This window comes from Alsobacter sp. SYSU BS001988, from assembly GCF_054796215.1.
Window position 1 is genome coordinate 46,610 of the sequence record NZ_JBTAMK010000005.1, and the last position, 15,715, is coordinate 62,324.

16 protein-coding genes and 2 tRNA genes are annotated in these 15,715 nt (G+C 69.7%); 9 read left to right on the plus strand and 9 right to left on the minus strand.

The window, feature by feature from the left end; translation table 11 throughout:
• The first annotated feature begins 14 nt into the window (after window positions 1–14).
• The 4 genes from ACYVO7_RS11830 to ACYVO7_RS11845 are packed head-to-tail and all read left to right on the plus strand — an operon-like array spanning window position 15 to window position 3,783.
• On the plus strand, window positions 15–1,052 hold the full coding sequence (locus ACYVO7_RS11830; protein ID WP_460450029.1) for a sugar phosphate isomerase/epimerase family protein: 1,038 nt from the start codon (window positions 15–17) through the stop codon (window positions 1,050–1,052).
• Complete coding sequence (locus ACYVO7_RS11835; protein ID WP_460450030.1) at window positions 1,049–2,239, plus strand: Gfo/Idh/MocA family protein; 1,191 nt, start codon at window positions 1,049–1,051, stop codon at window positions 2,237–2,239. The genes ACYVO7_RS11830 and ACYVO7_RS11835 overlap by 4 nt, the downstream gene beginning before the upstream one ends.
• 4 nt (window positions 2,240–2,243) lie before the next feature.
• The gene (locus tag ACYVO7_RS11840; protein WP_460450031.1) at window positions 2,244–2,915 is read left to right on the plus strand and encodes an SDR family oxidoreductase; all 672 of its coding nucleotides are present in this window, start codon (window positions 2,244–2,246) and stop codon (window positions 2,913–2,915) included.
• A gap of 4 nt (window positions 2,916–2,919) precedes the next feature.
• On the plus strand, window positions 2,920–3,783 hold the full coding sequence (locus tag ACYVO7_RS11845; protein ID WP_460450032.1) for an SMP-30/gluconolactonase/LRE family protein: 864 nt from the start codon (window positions 2,920–2,922) through the stop codon (window positions 3,781–3,783).
• Between the two features lie 25 nt (window positions 3,784–3,808).
• Here the strand turns inward: ACYVO7_RS11845 and ACYVO7_RS11850 are convergent, their stop codons facing one another.
• From ACYVO7_RS11850 to ACYVO7_RS11865, 4 genes are read right to left on the minus strand one after another with little or no spacing between them, the layout of a single operon-like run.
• On the minus strand, window positions 3,809–4,213 hold the full coding sequence (locus tag ACYVO7_RS11850; protein ID WP_460450033.1) for a carboxypeptidase-like regulatory domain-containing protein: 405 nt from the start codon (window positions 4,211–4,213) through the stop codon (window positions 3,809–3,811).
• A gap of 3 nt (window positions 4,214–4,216) precedes the next feature.
• Window positions 4,217–5,029: a carbohydrate ABC transporter permease gene (locus tag ACYVO7_RS11855; RefSeq protein WP_460450034.1), complete on the minus strand. Its 813-nt coding sequence runs from the start codon at window positions 5,027–5,029 to the stop codon at window positions 4,217–4,219.
• The gene (locus ACYVO7_RS11860) at window positions 5,029–5,973 is read right to left on the minus strand and encodes a carbohydrate ABC transporter permease (RefSeq protein ID WP_406858456.1); all 945 of its coding nucleotides are present in this window, start codon (window positions 5,971–5,973) and stop codon (window positions 5,029–5,031) included. Before ACYVO7_RS11860 ends, ACYVO7_RS11855 begins: the two co-directional genes overlap by 1 nt.
• A 42-nt stretch (window positions 5,974–6,015) precedes the next feature.
• Window positions 6,016–7,257, minus strand: coding sequence for an ABC transporter substrate-binding protein (locus tag ACYVO7_RS11865; RefSeq protein ID WP_460450035.1), 1,242 nt, complete (start codon window positions 7,255–7,257; stop codon window positions 6,016–6,018).
• 235 nt (window positions 7,258–7,492) lie between these two features.
• On the opposite strand from ACYVO7_RS11865, the gene araD reads away from it, so the two are divergent.
• The 5 genes from araD to ACYVO7_RS11890 are packed head-to-tail and all read left to right on the plus strand — an operon-like array spanning window position 7,493 to window position 13,196.
• Window positions 7,493–9,217, plus strand: coding sequence for an L-arabinonate dehydratase (gene araD, locus ACYVO7_RS11870; RefSeq protein WP_460450036.1), 1,725 nt, complete (start codon window positions 7,493–7,495; stop codon window positions 9,215–9,217).
• 25 nt (window positions 9,218–9,242) lie between these two features.
• Window positions 9,243–10,277: a LacI family DNA-binding transcriptional regulator gene (locus ACYVO7_RS11875; RefSeq protein WP_460450037.1), complete on the plus strand. Its 1,035-nt coding sequence runs from the start codon at window positions 9,243–9,245 to the stop codon at window positions 10,275–10,277.
• A gap of 14 nt (window positions 10,278–10,291) precedes the next feature.
• Window positions 10,292–11,107 (plus strand): HpcH/HpaI aldolase family protein, encoded by an 816-nt coding sequence (locus tag ACYVO7_RS11880; protein ID WP_460450038.1) that lies wholly within the window; start codon window positions 10,292–10,294, stop codon window positions 11,105–11,107.
• Window positions 11,108–11,116: 9 nt separating this feature from the next.
• Window positions 11,117–12,202 carry an ABC transporter ATP-binding protein gene (locus ACYVO7_RS11885; protein ID WP_460450039.1) on the plus strand — a complete coding sequence of 362 codons (1,086 nt, stop codon included), beginning with the start codon at window positions 11,117–11,119 and terminating at the stop codon, window positions 12,200–12,202.
• A complete protein-coding gene (locus tag ACYVO7_RS11890; RefSeq protein ID WP_460450040.1) occupies window positions 12,195–13,196 on the plus strand; it encodes a Gfo/Idh/MocA family protein in 1,002 nt (333 codons plus the stop codon). Before ACYVO7_RS11885 ends, ACYVO7_RS11890 begins: the two co-directional genes overlap by 8 nt.
• Window positions 13,197–13,251: 55 nt before the next feature.
• Here the strand turns inward: ACYVO7_RS11890 and ACYVO7_RS11895 are convergent, their stop codons facing one another.
• The 5 genes from ACYVO7_RS11895 to ACYVO7_RS11915 form a co-directional block, all read right to left on the minus strand.
• The gene (locus ACYVO7_RS11895; protein ID WP_460450041.1) at window positions 13,252–13,419 is read right to left on the minus strand and encodes a hypothetical protein; all 168 of its coding nucleotides are present in this window, start codon (window positions 13,417–13,419) and stop codon (window positions 13,252–13,254) included.
• A 242-nt stretch (window positions 13,420–13,661) separates the two neighbouring features.
• A tRNA-Arg gene (locus ACYVO7_RS11900) sits at window positions 13,662–13,738 on the minus strand.
• Between the two features lie 19 nt (window positions 13,739–13,757).
• On the minus strand, window positions 13,758–14,060 hold the full coding sequence (locus ACYVO7_RS11905; protein WP_460450042.1) for an ETC complex I subunit: 303 nt from the start codon (window positions 14,058–14,060) through the stop codon (window positions 13,758–13,760).
• Window positions 14,061–14,122: 62 nt separating this feature from the next.
• Window positions 14,123–14,199 (minus strand) — tRNA-Pro (locus tag ACYVO7_RS11910).
• Window positions 14,200–14,280: 81 nt separating this feature from the next.
• Complete coding sequence (locus tag ACYVO7_RS11915) at window positions 14,281–15,558, minus strand: pilus assembly protein TadG-related protein (protein WP_460450043.1); 1,278 nt, start codon at window positions 15,556–15,558, stop codon at window positions 14,281–14,283.
• Window positions 15,559–15,715 lie beyond the last annotated feature (157 nt).

Consider the following 15,715-nt stretch of genomic DNA (forward strand, 5'->3'; position numbering starts at 1 on the left):
GGCTGGCGCGCAGCATGCTCAAGACCCTTCGCGGCCCATCGCTCTTCATCGCCCAGTTCATCGAGGCGTCCGGCCCCCGCGCCACGGCGGCGGGTCTGGCCGACTGGGCGGCGGGCCTGGGCTTCAAGGCCCTTCAGGTCCCCGCCCTCGACCCGAGGCTGCAGGACCTCAAGGACCTGTCCGAGGCGGACGCCATCCGGCGACTCGAGAAAGTGAGCCGGGACAGCGGCCTCGAGATCAGCGAGATCGCCGCGCATCGCGCCGGCCAGGCCATGGCCGTCCACCCGGCCTATGAGACGCTGCCCGGAATGGAGCGCGCCAGGGCCGGCCCGGAGGCCGCCGCCGGGGACGTCGCGCGCGCGATCAGGATCGCGGCGGCGCTCGGCGCCGGGCGCGTCGCCGTCTTCTCGGGCGGCTTTCTCTGGCCATACATCTATCCCTATCCGCCCATCCCGGAGCGGATGGTCGAGCGCGCCTTCGACGAGCTCGCCCGCCGATGGAGGCCCCTGCTGGAGGCGGCCGACGCCGCCGGCGTCGACCTGTGCTTCGAGCTCCACCCGGGGCAGGACCTCCACGACGGCGTGACCTTCGAGCGCTTCCTGGCGCTCGTCGAGGCGGCGCCGAGGGCGCGCATCCTCTACGATCCCAGCCACATGCTGCTCCAGCACATGGACTATCTCGGCTTCATCGACCGCCACCACGCCAGGATCGCCGCCTTCCACGTCAAGGACGCCGAGTTTCGGCCCAGCGCGTCGAGCGGCGTCTATGGGGGGCACCAGGGCTGGCTCGACCGGCCGGGCCGCTTCCGCAGCGTCGGCGACGGACAGGTGGATTTTCGCGGCGTCTTCGATCGCCTGGCGCAGCATGGCTATGACGGCTGGGCGACCCTGGAATGGGAGTGCTGCCTGAAGAACGCCGAAGACGGCGCCGCCGAGGGATCGCGCTTCATCGCCGGGCACATCATCCGGGTCACCGAGCGCGCCTTCGACCAGGGATTGCGGGGAACGCTCGCCGACGAGGCGATCGACGAAACGCTCGGGATCAGACGATGACCAGCCCAAACCCAGTTCTCGCCGCGCTCGGCCGCCCGCTCCGACTCGGGATCGCGGGAGGCGCGCCGCCCTCCGTGATCGGACCGGCGCACCGGATCGCGGCGGCGATGGACCGTCGCTTCGACATCGTGGCGGGCGTGCTGTCGTCCCGGCCCGAGCGCTCGCGCGCCGAAGGCGTGGCCATCGGACTGCCCGCGGACCGGTGCTACGGCTCCGTGGAGGAGATGATCGCCGCGGAGGCGCGACGGCCGGACGGCGTCGAGGCCCTGTCGATCATCACGCCCAACGACAGCCACGCCCGGTATGTCCGCGCCGGCCTCGCCGCGGGGCTGGACCTCATGGTCGAGAAGCCGCTCTGCAACGATCTCGACGAGGCGCGCGGCCTCGCCGCGCTGGCGCGCGAGAGCGGCCGCGTGGTCGCCCTGACGCACACCTATTCGGGCTACCCGATGCTGCGCGAGATGCGTTCGCGCATCCTGGCGGGCGACCTCGGCGAGATCCGGCTGATCCAGGTCGACTACCTGGCCGGCGGCCTCGCCACCCGGGTCGAGGACGGTCCCGACGCGGACAAGCGATGGCGGCTGCGGCCGGAGATCAGCGGCCCGTCCTTGGTGCTGGGCGACATCGGCACCCACGCCCACCACCTCGCCGGCTTCGTCACCGGCCTGGAGGTGGAGAGCGTCTCGGCCGACGTCGGGGCGCTCGTGCCGGGGCGCATCGTCCATGACGTCGCCCAGGTGCGCATGCGCATGCGCGGCGGCGCCCGCGGGCGCATCGACGTGTGCAACGCGGCGGCCGGCATGTCCAACCAGCTCATCATCCGCGTTTTCGGCGAGACCGGGCACCTGGAATGGAGTCACCGGGAGCATGGCCGCCTGGCCTTCGCGTCGCTGGACGGCGACGTGCGCATCACCGGAAGCGGCCAGGCGACTCTGGGGCCGCTGGCGCTCGCCTCCACCCATCTCCAGCGTCTCGGCCATCCGGAGGGACTGCACGAGGCCATCGCCAATCTCTATGCGGGCTTCGCCGACCTGATCCTGGAGCGCCAGGGGCGCCCCGCCCCGGCCACGGCGCGGCTCACCCCGACGATCGGGGACGGCGTCGCCGGCCTCGCCTTCGTCCAGGCCTGCCTGGACAGCAGCGCCCGGCACGGCGCCCAGACCCCCCTCCCCCTCCTGGAGACATGACCGGATGCCGACCATCCTGATCACCGGCTGCGACACCGGGCTCGGCCTCGAATTCGCGCGGCAATATGCGGCCGAGGGCTGCCGCGTGTTCGCGACCTGCCTGAACCCGGCGACGGCCCGCAGCGCCGCCGACCTGCGCGGCGACGTGGAGACGCTCGCCCTGGACGTCACCGACCACGCCGCCATCGAGGCCCTGGCGCGGCGCCTCTCGGGCGAGTCGATCGACATTCTGGTCAGCAACGCCGGCATCGGCCACCCCCACAAGGGCTTCGGCGAGACCGATTATCCGCATTGGCGGCGCATCCTGGAGACCAACCTGATCGGGCCGATGAAGCTCGCCGAGTGCTTCGTCGAGCATGTGGCCCGCAGCGATCTGCGCCTCATGGCGTTCGTGTCCAGCCGCATGGGCTCGATCGCCTCCAACCTGACCGGCGGGACCTATGCCTACCGGACCAGCAAGGCGGGGCTGAACATGATGGTGCGCTCCCTGGCGATCGACCTGGCCCCGCGCCGCGTCTGCGCCATCGCGCTGCATCCCGGCTGGGCGGCCACCGAGCCCGGCGGCCGGGTGCCCGTCGAGGAGAGCGTGGCCGGCATGCGCGGCGTCATGCACAGAGCCGGCCCGCACCACACGGGCAGCTTCGTCACCTATCACGACCAGCCGCTGCCCTGGTGAGGCGATGACGGTCGACATCGAGGTGGTCCGCGCCGAGCCCGACATCCTGGGGGAATGTCCCTGCTGGCGCCCGCAGGAGCAGGCGCTCTACTGGATCGACGCCTTCGCTCCGGCCGTTCGCCGCCTCGGGCCGGACGGGCGGGTCACGAGCTGGCCGATGCCCCGGGTGATCGGCTCCTTCGGGTTCCGCCGGTCGGGCGGCCTCGTCGCCGCCCTGCAGGACGGCTTCGCGCTCCTCGACCTCGAGGCCGGGACGGCCAGGACGCTCGTCGACCCGGAGCCGCACCGGCCGGACAACGTCCTGAACGACGGCAAATGCGATCGCGCCGGCCGCTTCTGGTGCGGATCGCGCGACGCGACCCTGACGGCGCCGACCGGATCGCTCTACCGGCTGGATCCGGACGGCTCGGCGAGCCGCATGGACACGGGCTTCATCGTGTCGAACGGCCTCGCCTTCTCCCCTGACGACCGCACCCTCTATTTCGCCGACAGCCGCGCCGAGACGGTTTTCGCCTACGACTTCGACCTCGGCGAAGGCCGCATCTCGAACCGGCGGACGTTCTTTTCGACCCGGGACATCGAAGGCCGCTGCGACGGCGCGACCGTGGACAGCGACGGCTTCTACTGGTGCGCGCTGGTCCATGGCGGCCGCATCGCCCGGATCGATCCGACCGGCCGGATCGACCGCCTGATCGAACTCCCGGTCCGCCATCCGACCATGTGCGCCTTCGGGGGCCCGGCGCTCGACGTCCTCTACGTGACGTCCTCGGCCATGATGGCGCCGCCCGGCGCGGCCCTGGCCGGCGCTCTCTTCGCCATCCACGGCCTGGGCGCAAAAGGACTGCCGGAGCCCGCCTTCGCGGGCTGACCGGATCGCGCGGGCGCCGGCGTGCTCATGCGCCCGCCTGCAGCCGCAGGGGCTTCGCCAGGGTGACGTCCTGGCCCCGGAAATAGAGCCGGATGGGCATGCGCTCGGAACGCCCGACGCCAGGCTTGGCGGCGCTCAGCTGGATGTTGTGCGAGGCGTTGTCGGCGAAGCGGAAGCCCCCGTCCGGCCCCGTCACGGCGTGCCCCTTCTCGGCGAAGGTCGTGAAGTTGAAGGTCCAGAGCACCACCTCGGCGCCTTCGACGGGACGCCCGGCCGCGTCGACGACGCGGCCCGCGACGACGCCGTGATTGTGCGTGACGACGTAGAGGTTCCACGCGCCCGCCGTGAGCGCCAGGATCGCCGGCGTCAGGACGAACCGGTTGAGCAGCAGCCTGCGCCAGAGGGGACGTGGAGCGTCGTCGTCCGCCATCGGCTAGCCTTTCGTGGCGCCGGAGGTGAGGCCCTGGATGAACTCCTTCTGGGCCAGCAGGAAGAGCAGGATGCCTGGCGCGAGCACCATGATGCAGAAGGCGTAGAGAGCCCCGGTCGTGTCCTCCTGGTAGGACAGGAAGCGCGCCAGCCCGAGCGGCAGCGTCTGCATGTCGGCCGATCGGGTCATGATCAGCGGCCACATGAAGTTGTTCCACGACCAGATGAAGGAGAGGATGACGTTGGTCGCCATCGCCGACTTGGCCAGCGGGATCATCACCTTCCAGATGATGCGCCACTCCGACAGGCCGTCCATCTTGGCCGCGTCGATCAGGGACCGGGGCACGGCGTCGAAGCTCGCCTTGAAGACGAAGATGCAGATGATGGTCGAGAACTGCGGCAGCGCCAGACCCAGATAGGAATCCAGGAGGCCGAGCTTGCCGGTGATCAGATAGGCCGGGATGATGGTGGCCTGGAACGGCACCATCATGCAGCTCAGGAACAGCACGAGGACGAGCGACTTGCCCGTAAAGCCGCGCGTGAGCGCGTAGCCCGCCATGGCGTTGAACACCACATTGGCGGCGATCGTCATGGCCGAGACGATGACGCTGTTCAGGAAATACCGCGCGAAGGGGATCGCGTACCATACGTCGACATAGAAGAACGGGTGCGGGTCGCGCGGGATCAGGTTGGGCGGATAGTTGAAGATGTTCTCGCCCGACACCGACGTCTTCAGCACCCAGTAGAACGGCGTCAGCATGACGACGCTGGTGGCCAGCAGGGCGAGATGGATGGGCCAGCGCGGATAGCGGCGCATCAGTCCTCCTGCTCCACCGCGCCGGCGTTGCCGCCCGACAGCCGGTTGGCCGCCCAGGTCACCACGATCAGCAGCGCGAAGAACACCACCGTCACGGCCGCCGCGTAGTCGAACCGCGTCTGGCTGAAGCCCAGCTTGTAGATGTAGGTGACGAGGAGCTCGGTCGCCCGGCCGGGACCTCCGCCCGTCATGACGTAGACGAGATCGAAGCTCGTCACCGAGTTCAGCATGCCGATGACGAAGCACAGGAAGATGGAGGGCTTCAGCAGCGGCAAGGTGATGCGCAGAAAGCGGCGGAACGCGTTCGCCCCGTCGATCTCAGCCGCCTCGTAAAGGTTTCCCGGAATGTTCTGCAGGCCCGTCAGCAGGATGATCATGTAGAAGCCGAGCATCTGCCAGATATTGGCGGCGATGACCGACGGGAGCGCCCAGGCGAAGGAGTTCAGGAACGGAATGGGCTTGTCGGTCAGATCGAGCACGCGCGCGACATAGTTGATGAGCCCGACCCTCTCGTCGAACATCCATCGCCAGATGATGGCGACCGCGACGGTCATCAGCGGGTAGGACAGGAAGATCAGGGTCCGGTAGACGTCGCGCCCGCGGATGTCGGAGTTGACCAGCAGGGCGAGCCCCAGCGCCATGGCGATGCCGATCGGGGCCGAGGCGATCACCAGGAGAGTGTTCTGCAGGGCCTGCCAGAACACCTCGTCGTCGAAGAACATCTCCTCGTAATTGTCGAGCCCGATGAACACGGCGGGCTTCAGCGGCGACCAGGCCTGGAACGACAGGATGACGTTCCAGGCGAGGGGCAGGATGCGGTAGAGCAGGAAGATCAGCAGCGACGGCGCCAGGAAGCACCAGACGAGCGCGGCCTGGCGGGTCTTGCGCTTGGCGAACCAGGTCGACCGCCGACGCGCCAGCCTCTCGGTCGCGACCGTCGCCAAACGCGTCCCTCCGTCTGATGTGGCCGGCCTAAGCCCCCGGGATCACGAGCGGCGCAGCACGCGCGTCACGGCGCGCTCCGCGTCGGCCAGGGCCGTCTTGGCGTCCTTGCGGCCGAGCACCGCGTTCTGGATCTCCGGCCAGAACGCGTCCTTGATCTGCGCGTCGTTCGGCAGGGGCCAGTTTCCGGTCATCCGGTCGGTGTGCTCCAGCTGCGTCTGCAGGACCTCGAAGGCCAGGGGATCGCTCGCCTTCACCTTCTCCAGCCCGATGCGGTCCGCCTCGACGTTTCCGGTCAGGATGCGGCGGCGGGTCGAGAACTCCGTCGCCCACTTGTTGCCCGTCATGTGCTTGACCAGCGCGAAGGCCAGGTCCGGGTTCTTCGAGCTCTTCGACACGGCGAGGCCGTGATTGGTCGGCGTCGACCAGTTCCCCGGCGCCTGCACGGCGCCCAGCGTGTCGGCGTTGACCCAGGGCCCCTGCCCCTTGACGAAGAAGTAGGACGCCGAGTGGGCGTGCAGCATGCCGACATTGCCGGACGCGAAGGCGCCGTTCGGCTCCACCCAGCGGCCCGTCCAGGCGATCTTGTTGATGGCGCCGCTCTCCGTCGCCTTGGCCAGCTTCTCGAGCGTCGCGACGGTCTGAGGGGTGTTGAAGGCCGGCTTCTTGAGGTCCGGGGTGAGCAGCTCGACCCCGTTCATCTTCATCAGCGGCCAATACAGCCAGTCGAAATTCAGCGTGATGAACCCGGTCTTCTCGCCCTTGGCCATGGCCTGCGCCGAGCTCATGAGTTCGTCGAAGCTCTTGGGCGGCTCCTTGAGACCGGCCTCCTTGAACATCGTCTTGTTGTAGAACAGGAGCGTTTTGGCGATGTAGAACGGAACGACGTAGGTCTTGTTCTCGTAGGAGAAGCTGGACAGGTAGTCCTTGTTGTAGAGCTTGGCGGCGTCCTGCATGTAGGGCGTCAGGTCGAGCAGCGCGCCGTTGGCGGCCCACTCCACCCAGATGGCGCCCTGCAGGTCGACCACGTCCGGCGCGGTGCCGGCGACCAGCTGGGTCTGGTAGAAGGCGGGAAGCTCGGGGCCCTTCTTGTCCAGCCACTCGATCTCGACGCCCGGATTCGCCTTCTGGAAGTCGGCGAACTCCTCCCGGAACAGCGCCTCCTGGTCGGAGATGTTCCAGGTCAGGATGCTGAGCTTCTTGTTGGACTGGGCCCGCAGATAGGCGGGGGACGCCAGTGCGCCGGCGGCGACGAGGCCGGCCTTGAGAACGGTCCTGCGGTCCATCCAATCCTCCCTGAGCATGCTTCGCCGGAGACCCCGGGTGCGACGCGCGGCCTGCGGGAGCGAACGGCCTGTTGAGGCTCGTCAGCAGCTCTGGGGCGGGATGATAGCGGTTGCAAAAGGTCGGTCAAGCGTCTCCGGACGGGTCCCGATCGGCCCGCAGCGCGCCGGGCGGACCGCGTTGACAGGCGCATGAAAGCGCTGTCATCTGCCCCTGAGCACACAGGGGAGCCGGGCCTTGCCTCGCCGCCACGCGTCGGATCTGCGCAGCGCACGCTGGTTCGCCGACACCACGATGCGGGCCTTCGCGCATCGCCAGCGCATGCAGCAGGCCGGCTGGCGGCCCAGCGAGTTCGTGGGCCGCCCCGTCATCGCCGTGGTCAACACCTGGAGCGAGATGAGCCCCTGCCACGCTCATCTGCGCGAGCGCGCCGAGGCGGTGAAGCGGGGCGTGGTGCGGGCCGGCGGATGCCCGATCGAATTGCCGGCGATGTCGCTGGGCGAGGTCATGGTCAAGCCGACCACCATGCTCTACCGCAACTTCCTGGCCATGGAGGCCGAGGAGCTCCTGCGCCAGAACCCGATCGACGGCGCCGTCCTGCTGGGCGGCTGCGACAAGACCACGCCGGGCCTGCTGATGGGCGCCGTCAGCGTGGACGTTCCGGCGATCTTCTGCCCGGCCGGCCCCATGCTGAACGGCCGCTGGCGCGGGCAGACCGTCGGCGCCGGCACCCATACCCGCAAATACTGGGACGACTACCGCGCCGGCGCGCTCGGCGAAGGGGACATGACCGAGTTCGAGGGCGTTTCGACGCGGTCTCCCGGGACCTGCAACACCATGGGGACGGCGACGACGATGACGTCGCTGGTCGACGCCCTGGGCCTGACGCTGCCGGGCGCCTCCAGCATCCCGGCCATGGATTCGGCCCACGCCCGCATGGCGTCGGCCTGCGGCGAGCGGATCGTCGAGATGGTCTGGGAGGACCTGAAGCCGTCCAGCGTGCTGAGCCAGGGCTCCCTGCGCAACGCGCTTCACGTCAACGCCGCCCTGGGCGGCTCCACCAACGCCGTCATCCACATGGTGGCCCTGGCCCGCCGCGCCGGGCTCTCGATCGACCTCGACGCGTTCGACGACGCGGCCCGCCGGACGCCGGTGCTGGCGAACCTCTTCCCCGCCGGCGCGAACCTGATGGAGGACTTCTACTTCGCCGGCGGCCTCCTGGGCCTGATGACCCGCATCGCCGACCGGCTGGACCTTCACGCCCGCACGGTCTCGGGCGGAACCGTCGGCGACGCCCTCGCCCGGGCGCGGGTCGACGACGACGACGTCATCCGCTCCATCGACCGGCCGGTGACGGACCAGCCGGGCCTGGCGGTGCTGCGCGGCAACCTCGCCCCGGACGGGGCGGTGATCAAGCCGTCCGCCGCCACGCCGGGCCTGCTCACGCATCGCGGCCGGGCGGTGGTGTTCGACGGGCATGCGGAACTGACGGCCAGGATCGACGATCCCGACCTCGACGTCGACGCGGACAGCGTGCTGGTGCTGCGCGGCGCCGGGCCCGTCGGGGCGCCCGGCATGCCCGAATGGGGAGCCCTGCCGATCCCCCGCAAGCTGCTGGCGGCCGGCGTGCGCGACATGGTGCGCATGTCGGACGCGCGGATGAGCGGCACCCATTACGGGACCTGCGTGCTGCACATCGCCCCCGAGTCGCATGTCGGAGGCCCGCTCTGCCTGCTTCGGACGGGGGACGAGGTCGTCCTGGACGTGCCGGCGCGCCGGCTCGACATGCTGGTCGACGACGCCGAGTTGGCGCGCCGGCGCGCCGCATGGACCGCCCCGCCGGCGCATTTCGCCCGGGGCTACGGCGCCATCTTCCAGAACCACGTGACGCAGGCGAACCAGGGCTGCGACTTCGACATCCTCGAATCCGGCGCCCGCACGCCCGAGCCGGAGATCTATTGATGCGCCGCCGCGCCGAGGCCGCCCCATGACCGGCCAGGAGCCGTCGCCGCGGCGGGCGGCGCCGTCCCGCTCGCGCATGAGCGACGTGGCGCGCCTCGCCGACGTCTCGCCGGCGACGGTCTCCAGGGCCCTGCGCCAGCCCCAGATGGTGTCGGCCAGCGTGCGCGCGCGCATCGCCGAGGCCATCGAGAGGCTCTCCTACCGTCCCAACCTCATGGCGGGGGCGCTGGCGAGCGCCCGCAGCGCCACCGTGGCGGTGATCATCCCCTCGATGATCAACTCCTTCTTCGCCGCCACCGTGGACGCGCTCGAGGAGGGCCTGCGGGGGAGCGGCCTGCAGCTGATGATCGGCAACAGCCGCTACTCGCCCGAGACGGAGGAGCAGCTCGTCCTCTCCTTCCTGGCCTGGTCCCCGGCCGCGATCGTGCTGACCGGACGCCGCCACACGAAGCGCACCGTCAAGGCGCTGCTGGATTCGGCGCTCCCGGTCTTCGAGATGTGGGAGCTGTCCGACCATCCGATCGACGAGATCATCGGCTTCTCGCAGAGCGCGATCGGGGCCGCCGTGGTGCGCCACTTCGCCGAGCGCGGCGCGCGGCGGCTCGGCTTCGTCGGCGCCATGATGGACCTCGACTACCGCGCCGCGGATCGCCGGACCGGTTTCGTCGAGGCGGCCGTCCAGGCCGGGTTCGCCCCGCCGGCCGAGGCCCGGATCGACGGCCCGGCCAGCGCCAGCGCCGGGGCGGCCGCGTTCGGGCGGCTGCTCGACGGCGCTCCCGAGGTCGACGCCGTCTTCTTCACGAACGACGCGCTGGCGCTGGGAGGCCTCTTCGAAGCGCAACGGCGCGGGCTCACCACGCCGCAGCGCATCAAGCTTTGCGGCTTCGGCGACCTCGATTTCGCCTCGGCCTGCGAGCCGCCGCTGACGACCGTGCGGCCGCCGCGCCAGCAGATCGGGGCCAAGATCGCCGAACTGCTGCGCGCGCGCATCGCCGGCGCGGAGGCGGTCGGCGGCAGTCACGACCTCGGTTTCGAACTGGCCGTTCGCGGCACCACCTGACAGGAGGACGCCCCGTGTCCCAGACGCCCGCGCACACGCTGCCCGCCAACGCCTTCCGGGCCGCCCTCCAGGCGCGCCGCCCCCTGCTCGGCGTGTGGTCGATGCTGAACTCGGTCAACGCCACGGAGGCGCTCGGCTGGTCCGGCTTCGACTGGCTGCTGATCGATGGCGAGCACGCGCCGGTTTCGCTGCACGACGCCATGGCGCACGCCAGGGCCATCGCGGCGACGCCCACGATCCCGATCCTGCGGCTCGCCTGGAACGACCGGATCCTGATCAAGCAGCACCTGGACGCCGGCTTCGCGACGATCATGCTGCCCTATGTGCAATCCGCCGACGAGGCGCGCGCGGCGGTGGACGCCATGCGCTACCCGCCGCAGGGCTCGCGCGGCGTCGCCGCCATGCACCGGGCGAGCCGCTACGCCCGCTTCCAGGACTATGTGACCCGCGCCAACGACGAACTGTTCCTCATCGTCCAGATCGAGACCGCAGCGGCCCTGGAGCGGTGCGAGGAGATCGCGGCGGTCGACGGCGTCGACGCCGTCTTCTTCGGCCCCGGCGACCTCGCCGCCAGCATGGGCTATCCCGGGCAGGCCGGGCGCCCGGAGGTGACCCAGGCGATCGAGGCGGGCCTCGCGCGCTGCCGGGCGGCCGGCGCGTATGTCGGCGTCCTGGCGCCCAACGACGAGATCTCGGAACGCCACATCCAGAGCGGCTTCGACTTCGTCTCGGTGGCGAATGACTGCGCGCTCCTGTTCCGGAACGCCGACGCCGCGGCGGCCCGTTTCCAGGCCGCCGCGGCCCGCGTCCGAACGGCGGCGCAGAACTGAGGGGCCGCCATGGCGACCGTCGACTTCGTCAAGCTCGTCAAGCGCTACGGCGCGCTGGAGGTGGTCCACGCCATCGACCTGTCGATCGCCGAGGGCGAGTTCATCGTGCTTGTCGGGCCGTCGGGCTGCGGCAAGTCCACCACGCTCAGGATGTTGGCCGGGCTCGAGGACATCTCCGACGGCGAGATCCGCATCGACGGCAGGGTCGTGAACGAGGTCGAGCCGCGCGACCGCGACATCGCCATGGTCTTCCAGGACTACGCCCTCTATCCGCACATGACCGTGTTCGAGAACATGGCCTTCTCGCTGCGCTACCGCGACGTCCCGCGCAAGGAGATCGACCGGCGCGTCCGCGAGGCCGCGGAGGTGCTGGGCCTCACCCCCTATCTGCAGCGCCGGCCGCGGCAGCTCTCCGGCGGCCAGAGGCAGCGCGTGGCCATGGGACGCGCCATCGTGCGCAAGCCGCGCGTCTTCCTGTTCGACGAGCCGCTGTCGAACCTCGACGCCAAGCTGCGCGGGAGCATGCGCCTGGAGATGAAGAAGCTGCACCAGCGGCTGGGCGTCACGACGGTCTATGTCACGCACGACCAGATCGAGGCGATGACGCTGGCCGACAGGGTCGTGGTCATGAACGCCGGCCATATCGAGCAGATCGGGACGCCGGACGAGGTCTACCACGCCCCGGCGAGCCTCTTCGTGGCGAGCTTCATCGGCGCTCCCACGATGAACCTCATTCCGGCGCATCGGCGCCAGGGCGGCGTCATGCTCCGCGACGGAGGGCCCGTGCTCCCCTACCCCGTCCCCGGCGCGGACCGCGACGACCTCATGCTCGGGGTTCGGCCGGAGGACGTCCAGGTCGCCCTCGGGGACGCCGAGCCGGGCCGCTTCGACATCGCCTCGGTCGTCGAGGTCGTCGAGCCGCTCGGGGCGGACACGCTCGTCTTCACGCAGGCGGCCGGGCATCCGATGACGGTCCGCGTCCGGCCGGAGATCAGGCCGAGCCCCGGCGACGACCTCATGCTGCGGCTGAACATGGACCGCGCCCACCTGTTCGACGTGAAGACCGGGCGCGCCGTGGGGCGGGCCCATGGCTGAGCCGATCCGCGTGGCGCTGGCCGGGTTCGGCGCATGGGGCCGCATGCACGCCCGCGCGCTCGCGGCCCTGCCGGAGGCGGCGCTCGTGGCGGTGTTCTGCCATGGCGAGTCCTCCGCGGCGGCCGCCAAGGCGGAGATCCCCCATGTCCCGCGCCACGCGTCCTACGAGGCGATGCTGGCGGCGGGCGGCTTCGACGCCGTCATCGTGGCGGTGCCGAACGACCTTCACGCCGCCTTCTCGGTCGCGGCGCTGGAGGCGGGCGCGCATGTGGTGCTGGAGAAGCCGCTGGGCCTCACGCTCGCCGAATGCGACGCCGTGATCGACGCCGCGCGGCGCGCCGACCGCATGGTGGTCGTCAACCACGAGCTGCGCGTCTCGCACCAATGGGGCGCGGTGCGCGGCCTCATCGCGTCCGGCGCGCTCGGCCGGGTCCGCCACCAGCATTTCTCGCTCTTCAGGCGCGGTTTCCGGCCGGGCTCCGGCGGGTGGCGCATGGAGGGCGACCGCGTGGGATCCTGGTCCCTCGAGGAGCTGGTGCATTTCCTGGACCTCCTCGCCTGGTACGGCCAGGAGAGCGGCGAGCCGCGCGTGGCCGCCGCGACGGCCCAGGGACGAGGGGCGACGGCCGACGTCGTCACCGCCTGGCTGGAATGGCCGGACGGCGCCACGGCCGTCGTCACCCAATGCCTGGCCGGCTTCGAACACCACACGCTGCTGGAGGTCGCCTGCACGGACGGCGCGGTCCGGACATGGTGGACGGGCCGGGAGGACCGGGCGACGCAGGCGCAATACGAGCTGGCCGTCCGGCGGGGAGCCGATCCGCCGGAACGGATCGCCATCCCGCTCTCCGGCGAGGTCTACGAACTCCAGGAGCATCTCGGCCGCGCCTTCGCGGCCTTTCGGGGCGCGCCGGCCACGATCACCCTGGCCGAGGCGCGGCGCGCCGTGGCCCTCTGCCTGGAGGTGGACCGCATGGCCACGCGCGGCGTCTGACCCGCTCCGTTCCATCCGGCGAGGGCGCCGCCCTGCGGGCGCGCCGCGCCTGGCGTCACCAGCTTTCGAGCGGAACCGCGAGCAGGCCGCTGAAGAGCAGAAGCACGCTCAAGGCCAGCCCCGCCGTGGTGAAGAGCAGGATGGGGAAGAACCCGGTCGCGACGGGAGCTTCGACGGCAGCTGGCGCGAAGAGGGAAGTCGATGCGGCGGCGTCGCTACGCATGATGGTGTCCCCTGTTTGGCGAGAGGACGATCATGCGCTCCAACATGGCCGCGAACACATTACCTTTAGCCAATCTGGAGCCCCTCATCTGAGCTCTAATCCATCAGGACTGCACGACTGGACTGAGCTTGACGCAGCCGGGCGCGCGCACCGTCTTCGGATCGCCTGGCGTGACGGCGCATGCGAACGCTTCCGGAGCGCGCCAGCGCCGGCGGCGATGCGAGATCGGCAGCGCTGAGGAATGGCGACCCCGGCAGGATTCGAACCTGCGACCTCGGACTTAGAAGGTCCTTGCTCTATCCATCTGAGCTACGGGGCCGTGCCGGAGCGCGGGCGGGTCAGTGGGTCCACTGGCCGACGCGATTGAAGCGGAAATTGTCCGAATAGGCGATCTGGCGCCGCTTCGGCTCGTTCGGCTCCTCGACGGTGGCGGCGATGCCGTTGCGCTCGGCGTAGGCGACCGCCTCTTCCTTGGTGTCGAACCACAGCTTCACCTGCTGGCGCGTATCGCCCGAGCTGGTCCAGCCCATCAGCGGATCGATGTCCTTCGCCTCGCGCTCGAACTCCAGGAGCCAGCGCGTATATTTCGCAGTGCCGGACTGCATGGCGTTCTTGGCGGGGCGGTAGATCCTGGCGGCCATGGTGCGCTCGCTGCTGGAAGGCTCGACTGTCGACGTGGTCTCGGGACGACGGGAGGCTCGCGTGGTCGGGGCAGCAGGATTCGAACCTGCGACCTGAAGTACCCAAAACTTCCGCGCTACCTGGCTGCGCTATACCCCGATGGTGCGACCACGTCGCCCCGTCTACGGTTTTCGCCCCGCGCCCGCAAGGGGCATTCGCGGGCGCCCGCGAGGGCGGGCCTCAGTTGGTCAGCCGCACGGAGTTGATGGACTGCCGGAACAGGGCCGTCATGGCCTCCGACACGCCCTGGGACGGGCTGACCTCGAAGAACAGCCCGGGCGAGGCGCAGCTCGCCATCTTCTGGCTGATCGAACTCGCGAAGGGCGCGATCCAGGTGTTGTACCAGCTGTTGGTCGGCAGCGGCAGGTAGGTGGTGTAGAGCACCGCCACCTTGACGCCCCGGTTCTTGAGCGCGGAGCACAGCGACAGGTTGATCGGCGACTGGCAGCGCGTGCCGGTCAGGGGGCGCGAGCACGAGGTCGTGTTGTTCTCGTCGGCGACGCCGTCCGACACGAAGAAGACGACCTTCTGCCGGGACGTCTCGGACGTGCCGTCGCCGGGGCTGGGCACCGCGGCGTTGAGGGAGGTCAGGACGCCGGTGAAGTTGGTGTCCATGTCGTTGTTGTAGCTGTTGTTGGGCACAGTCATCAGGTCGATCGCGCCGGCCGCGGTCTTGACCGCCGCGATGTCGCTGCTGAGCGGCGCCACCGAGGTCAGGCCGGCGGCCGTGGCCGAGGCGCCGAAGGTGTAGATGCCGACCCGGAACTGGTTGATCACCGTGGCGGTGGTCCTCATCGTGTCCATAAGCTGCTGGGTGGCCATGCGCAGCACGTCGATGCGCATCGTCACGCCCAGCTTCTTGGCCAGGTCGTAGTAGCTCTTGGAGTTCGACAGGTCGTGGCAGGCGAAGGCGCACTTGTCGGAGGTGTTGTTCACCATGGTGGCGATGTCGGCGGTGGTGGCGCCCACCCCCATGGAGGGCGTGTTGTCCAGCAGGAGGTAGAAATCGATATAGGGCGCCCGGCCGAGAGTGGCCGTGGCCGAGCCGCCGACGGGCAGGCTCTTCACGCCCACGATCTGGGGCAGCGACGTCGCCGACTTGCCCGAATAGGTCACCACCGCGGTGCGCGACAGGCCGGAATCGGTCACCTTGACGGAGAGGTCGTTCAGGGTGACGCGCTTGAGCGTGCTCAGGCCCGACCGGAAGACGTTGACGCCGACCTGCTCGGCGTCGGCGGCCGCGCCGGCCGTGTAGCCCGCCGCGGCCAGCGCCGAGGAGTCGGCCAGGCCGTCCAGCTGCGTCTGCGACACGGCCTTGGCCTGAAGGTCCACCATGGCCCCGATGGACACCAGCAAAGGCAACAACGCCACGGCGAACAGGGGCGCTATCGCCGCGTCATCGCCTGCTGCCCACCGTGACGCATTTTCACCAAGTACGCGTAAAATTCGCCTGAACATTTGCGCGTTCCTACCAAGCACAGGTAGGAATGATCAGCCAACGAACGACCTAAATCAACGAGAGAATACTTCAGTTTACTTCGTGATTATGAGGGCAGTAACGGAATGTTCGGCTATTCACAGGAATTTTCAATCGAAGGTTGAATCAACCTGAGTC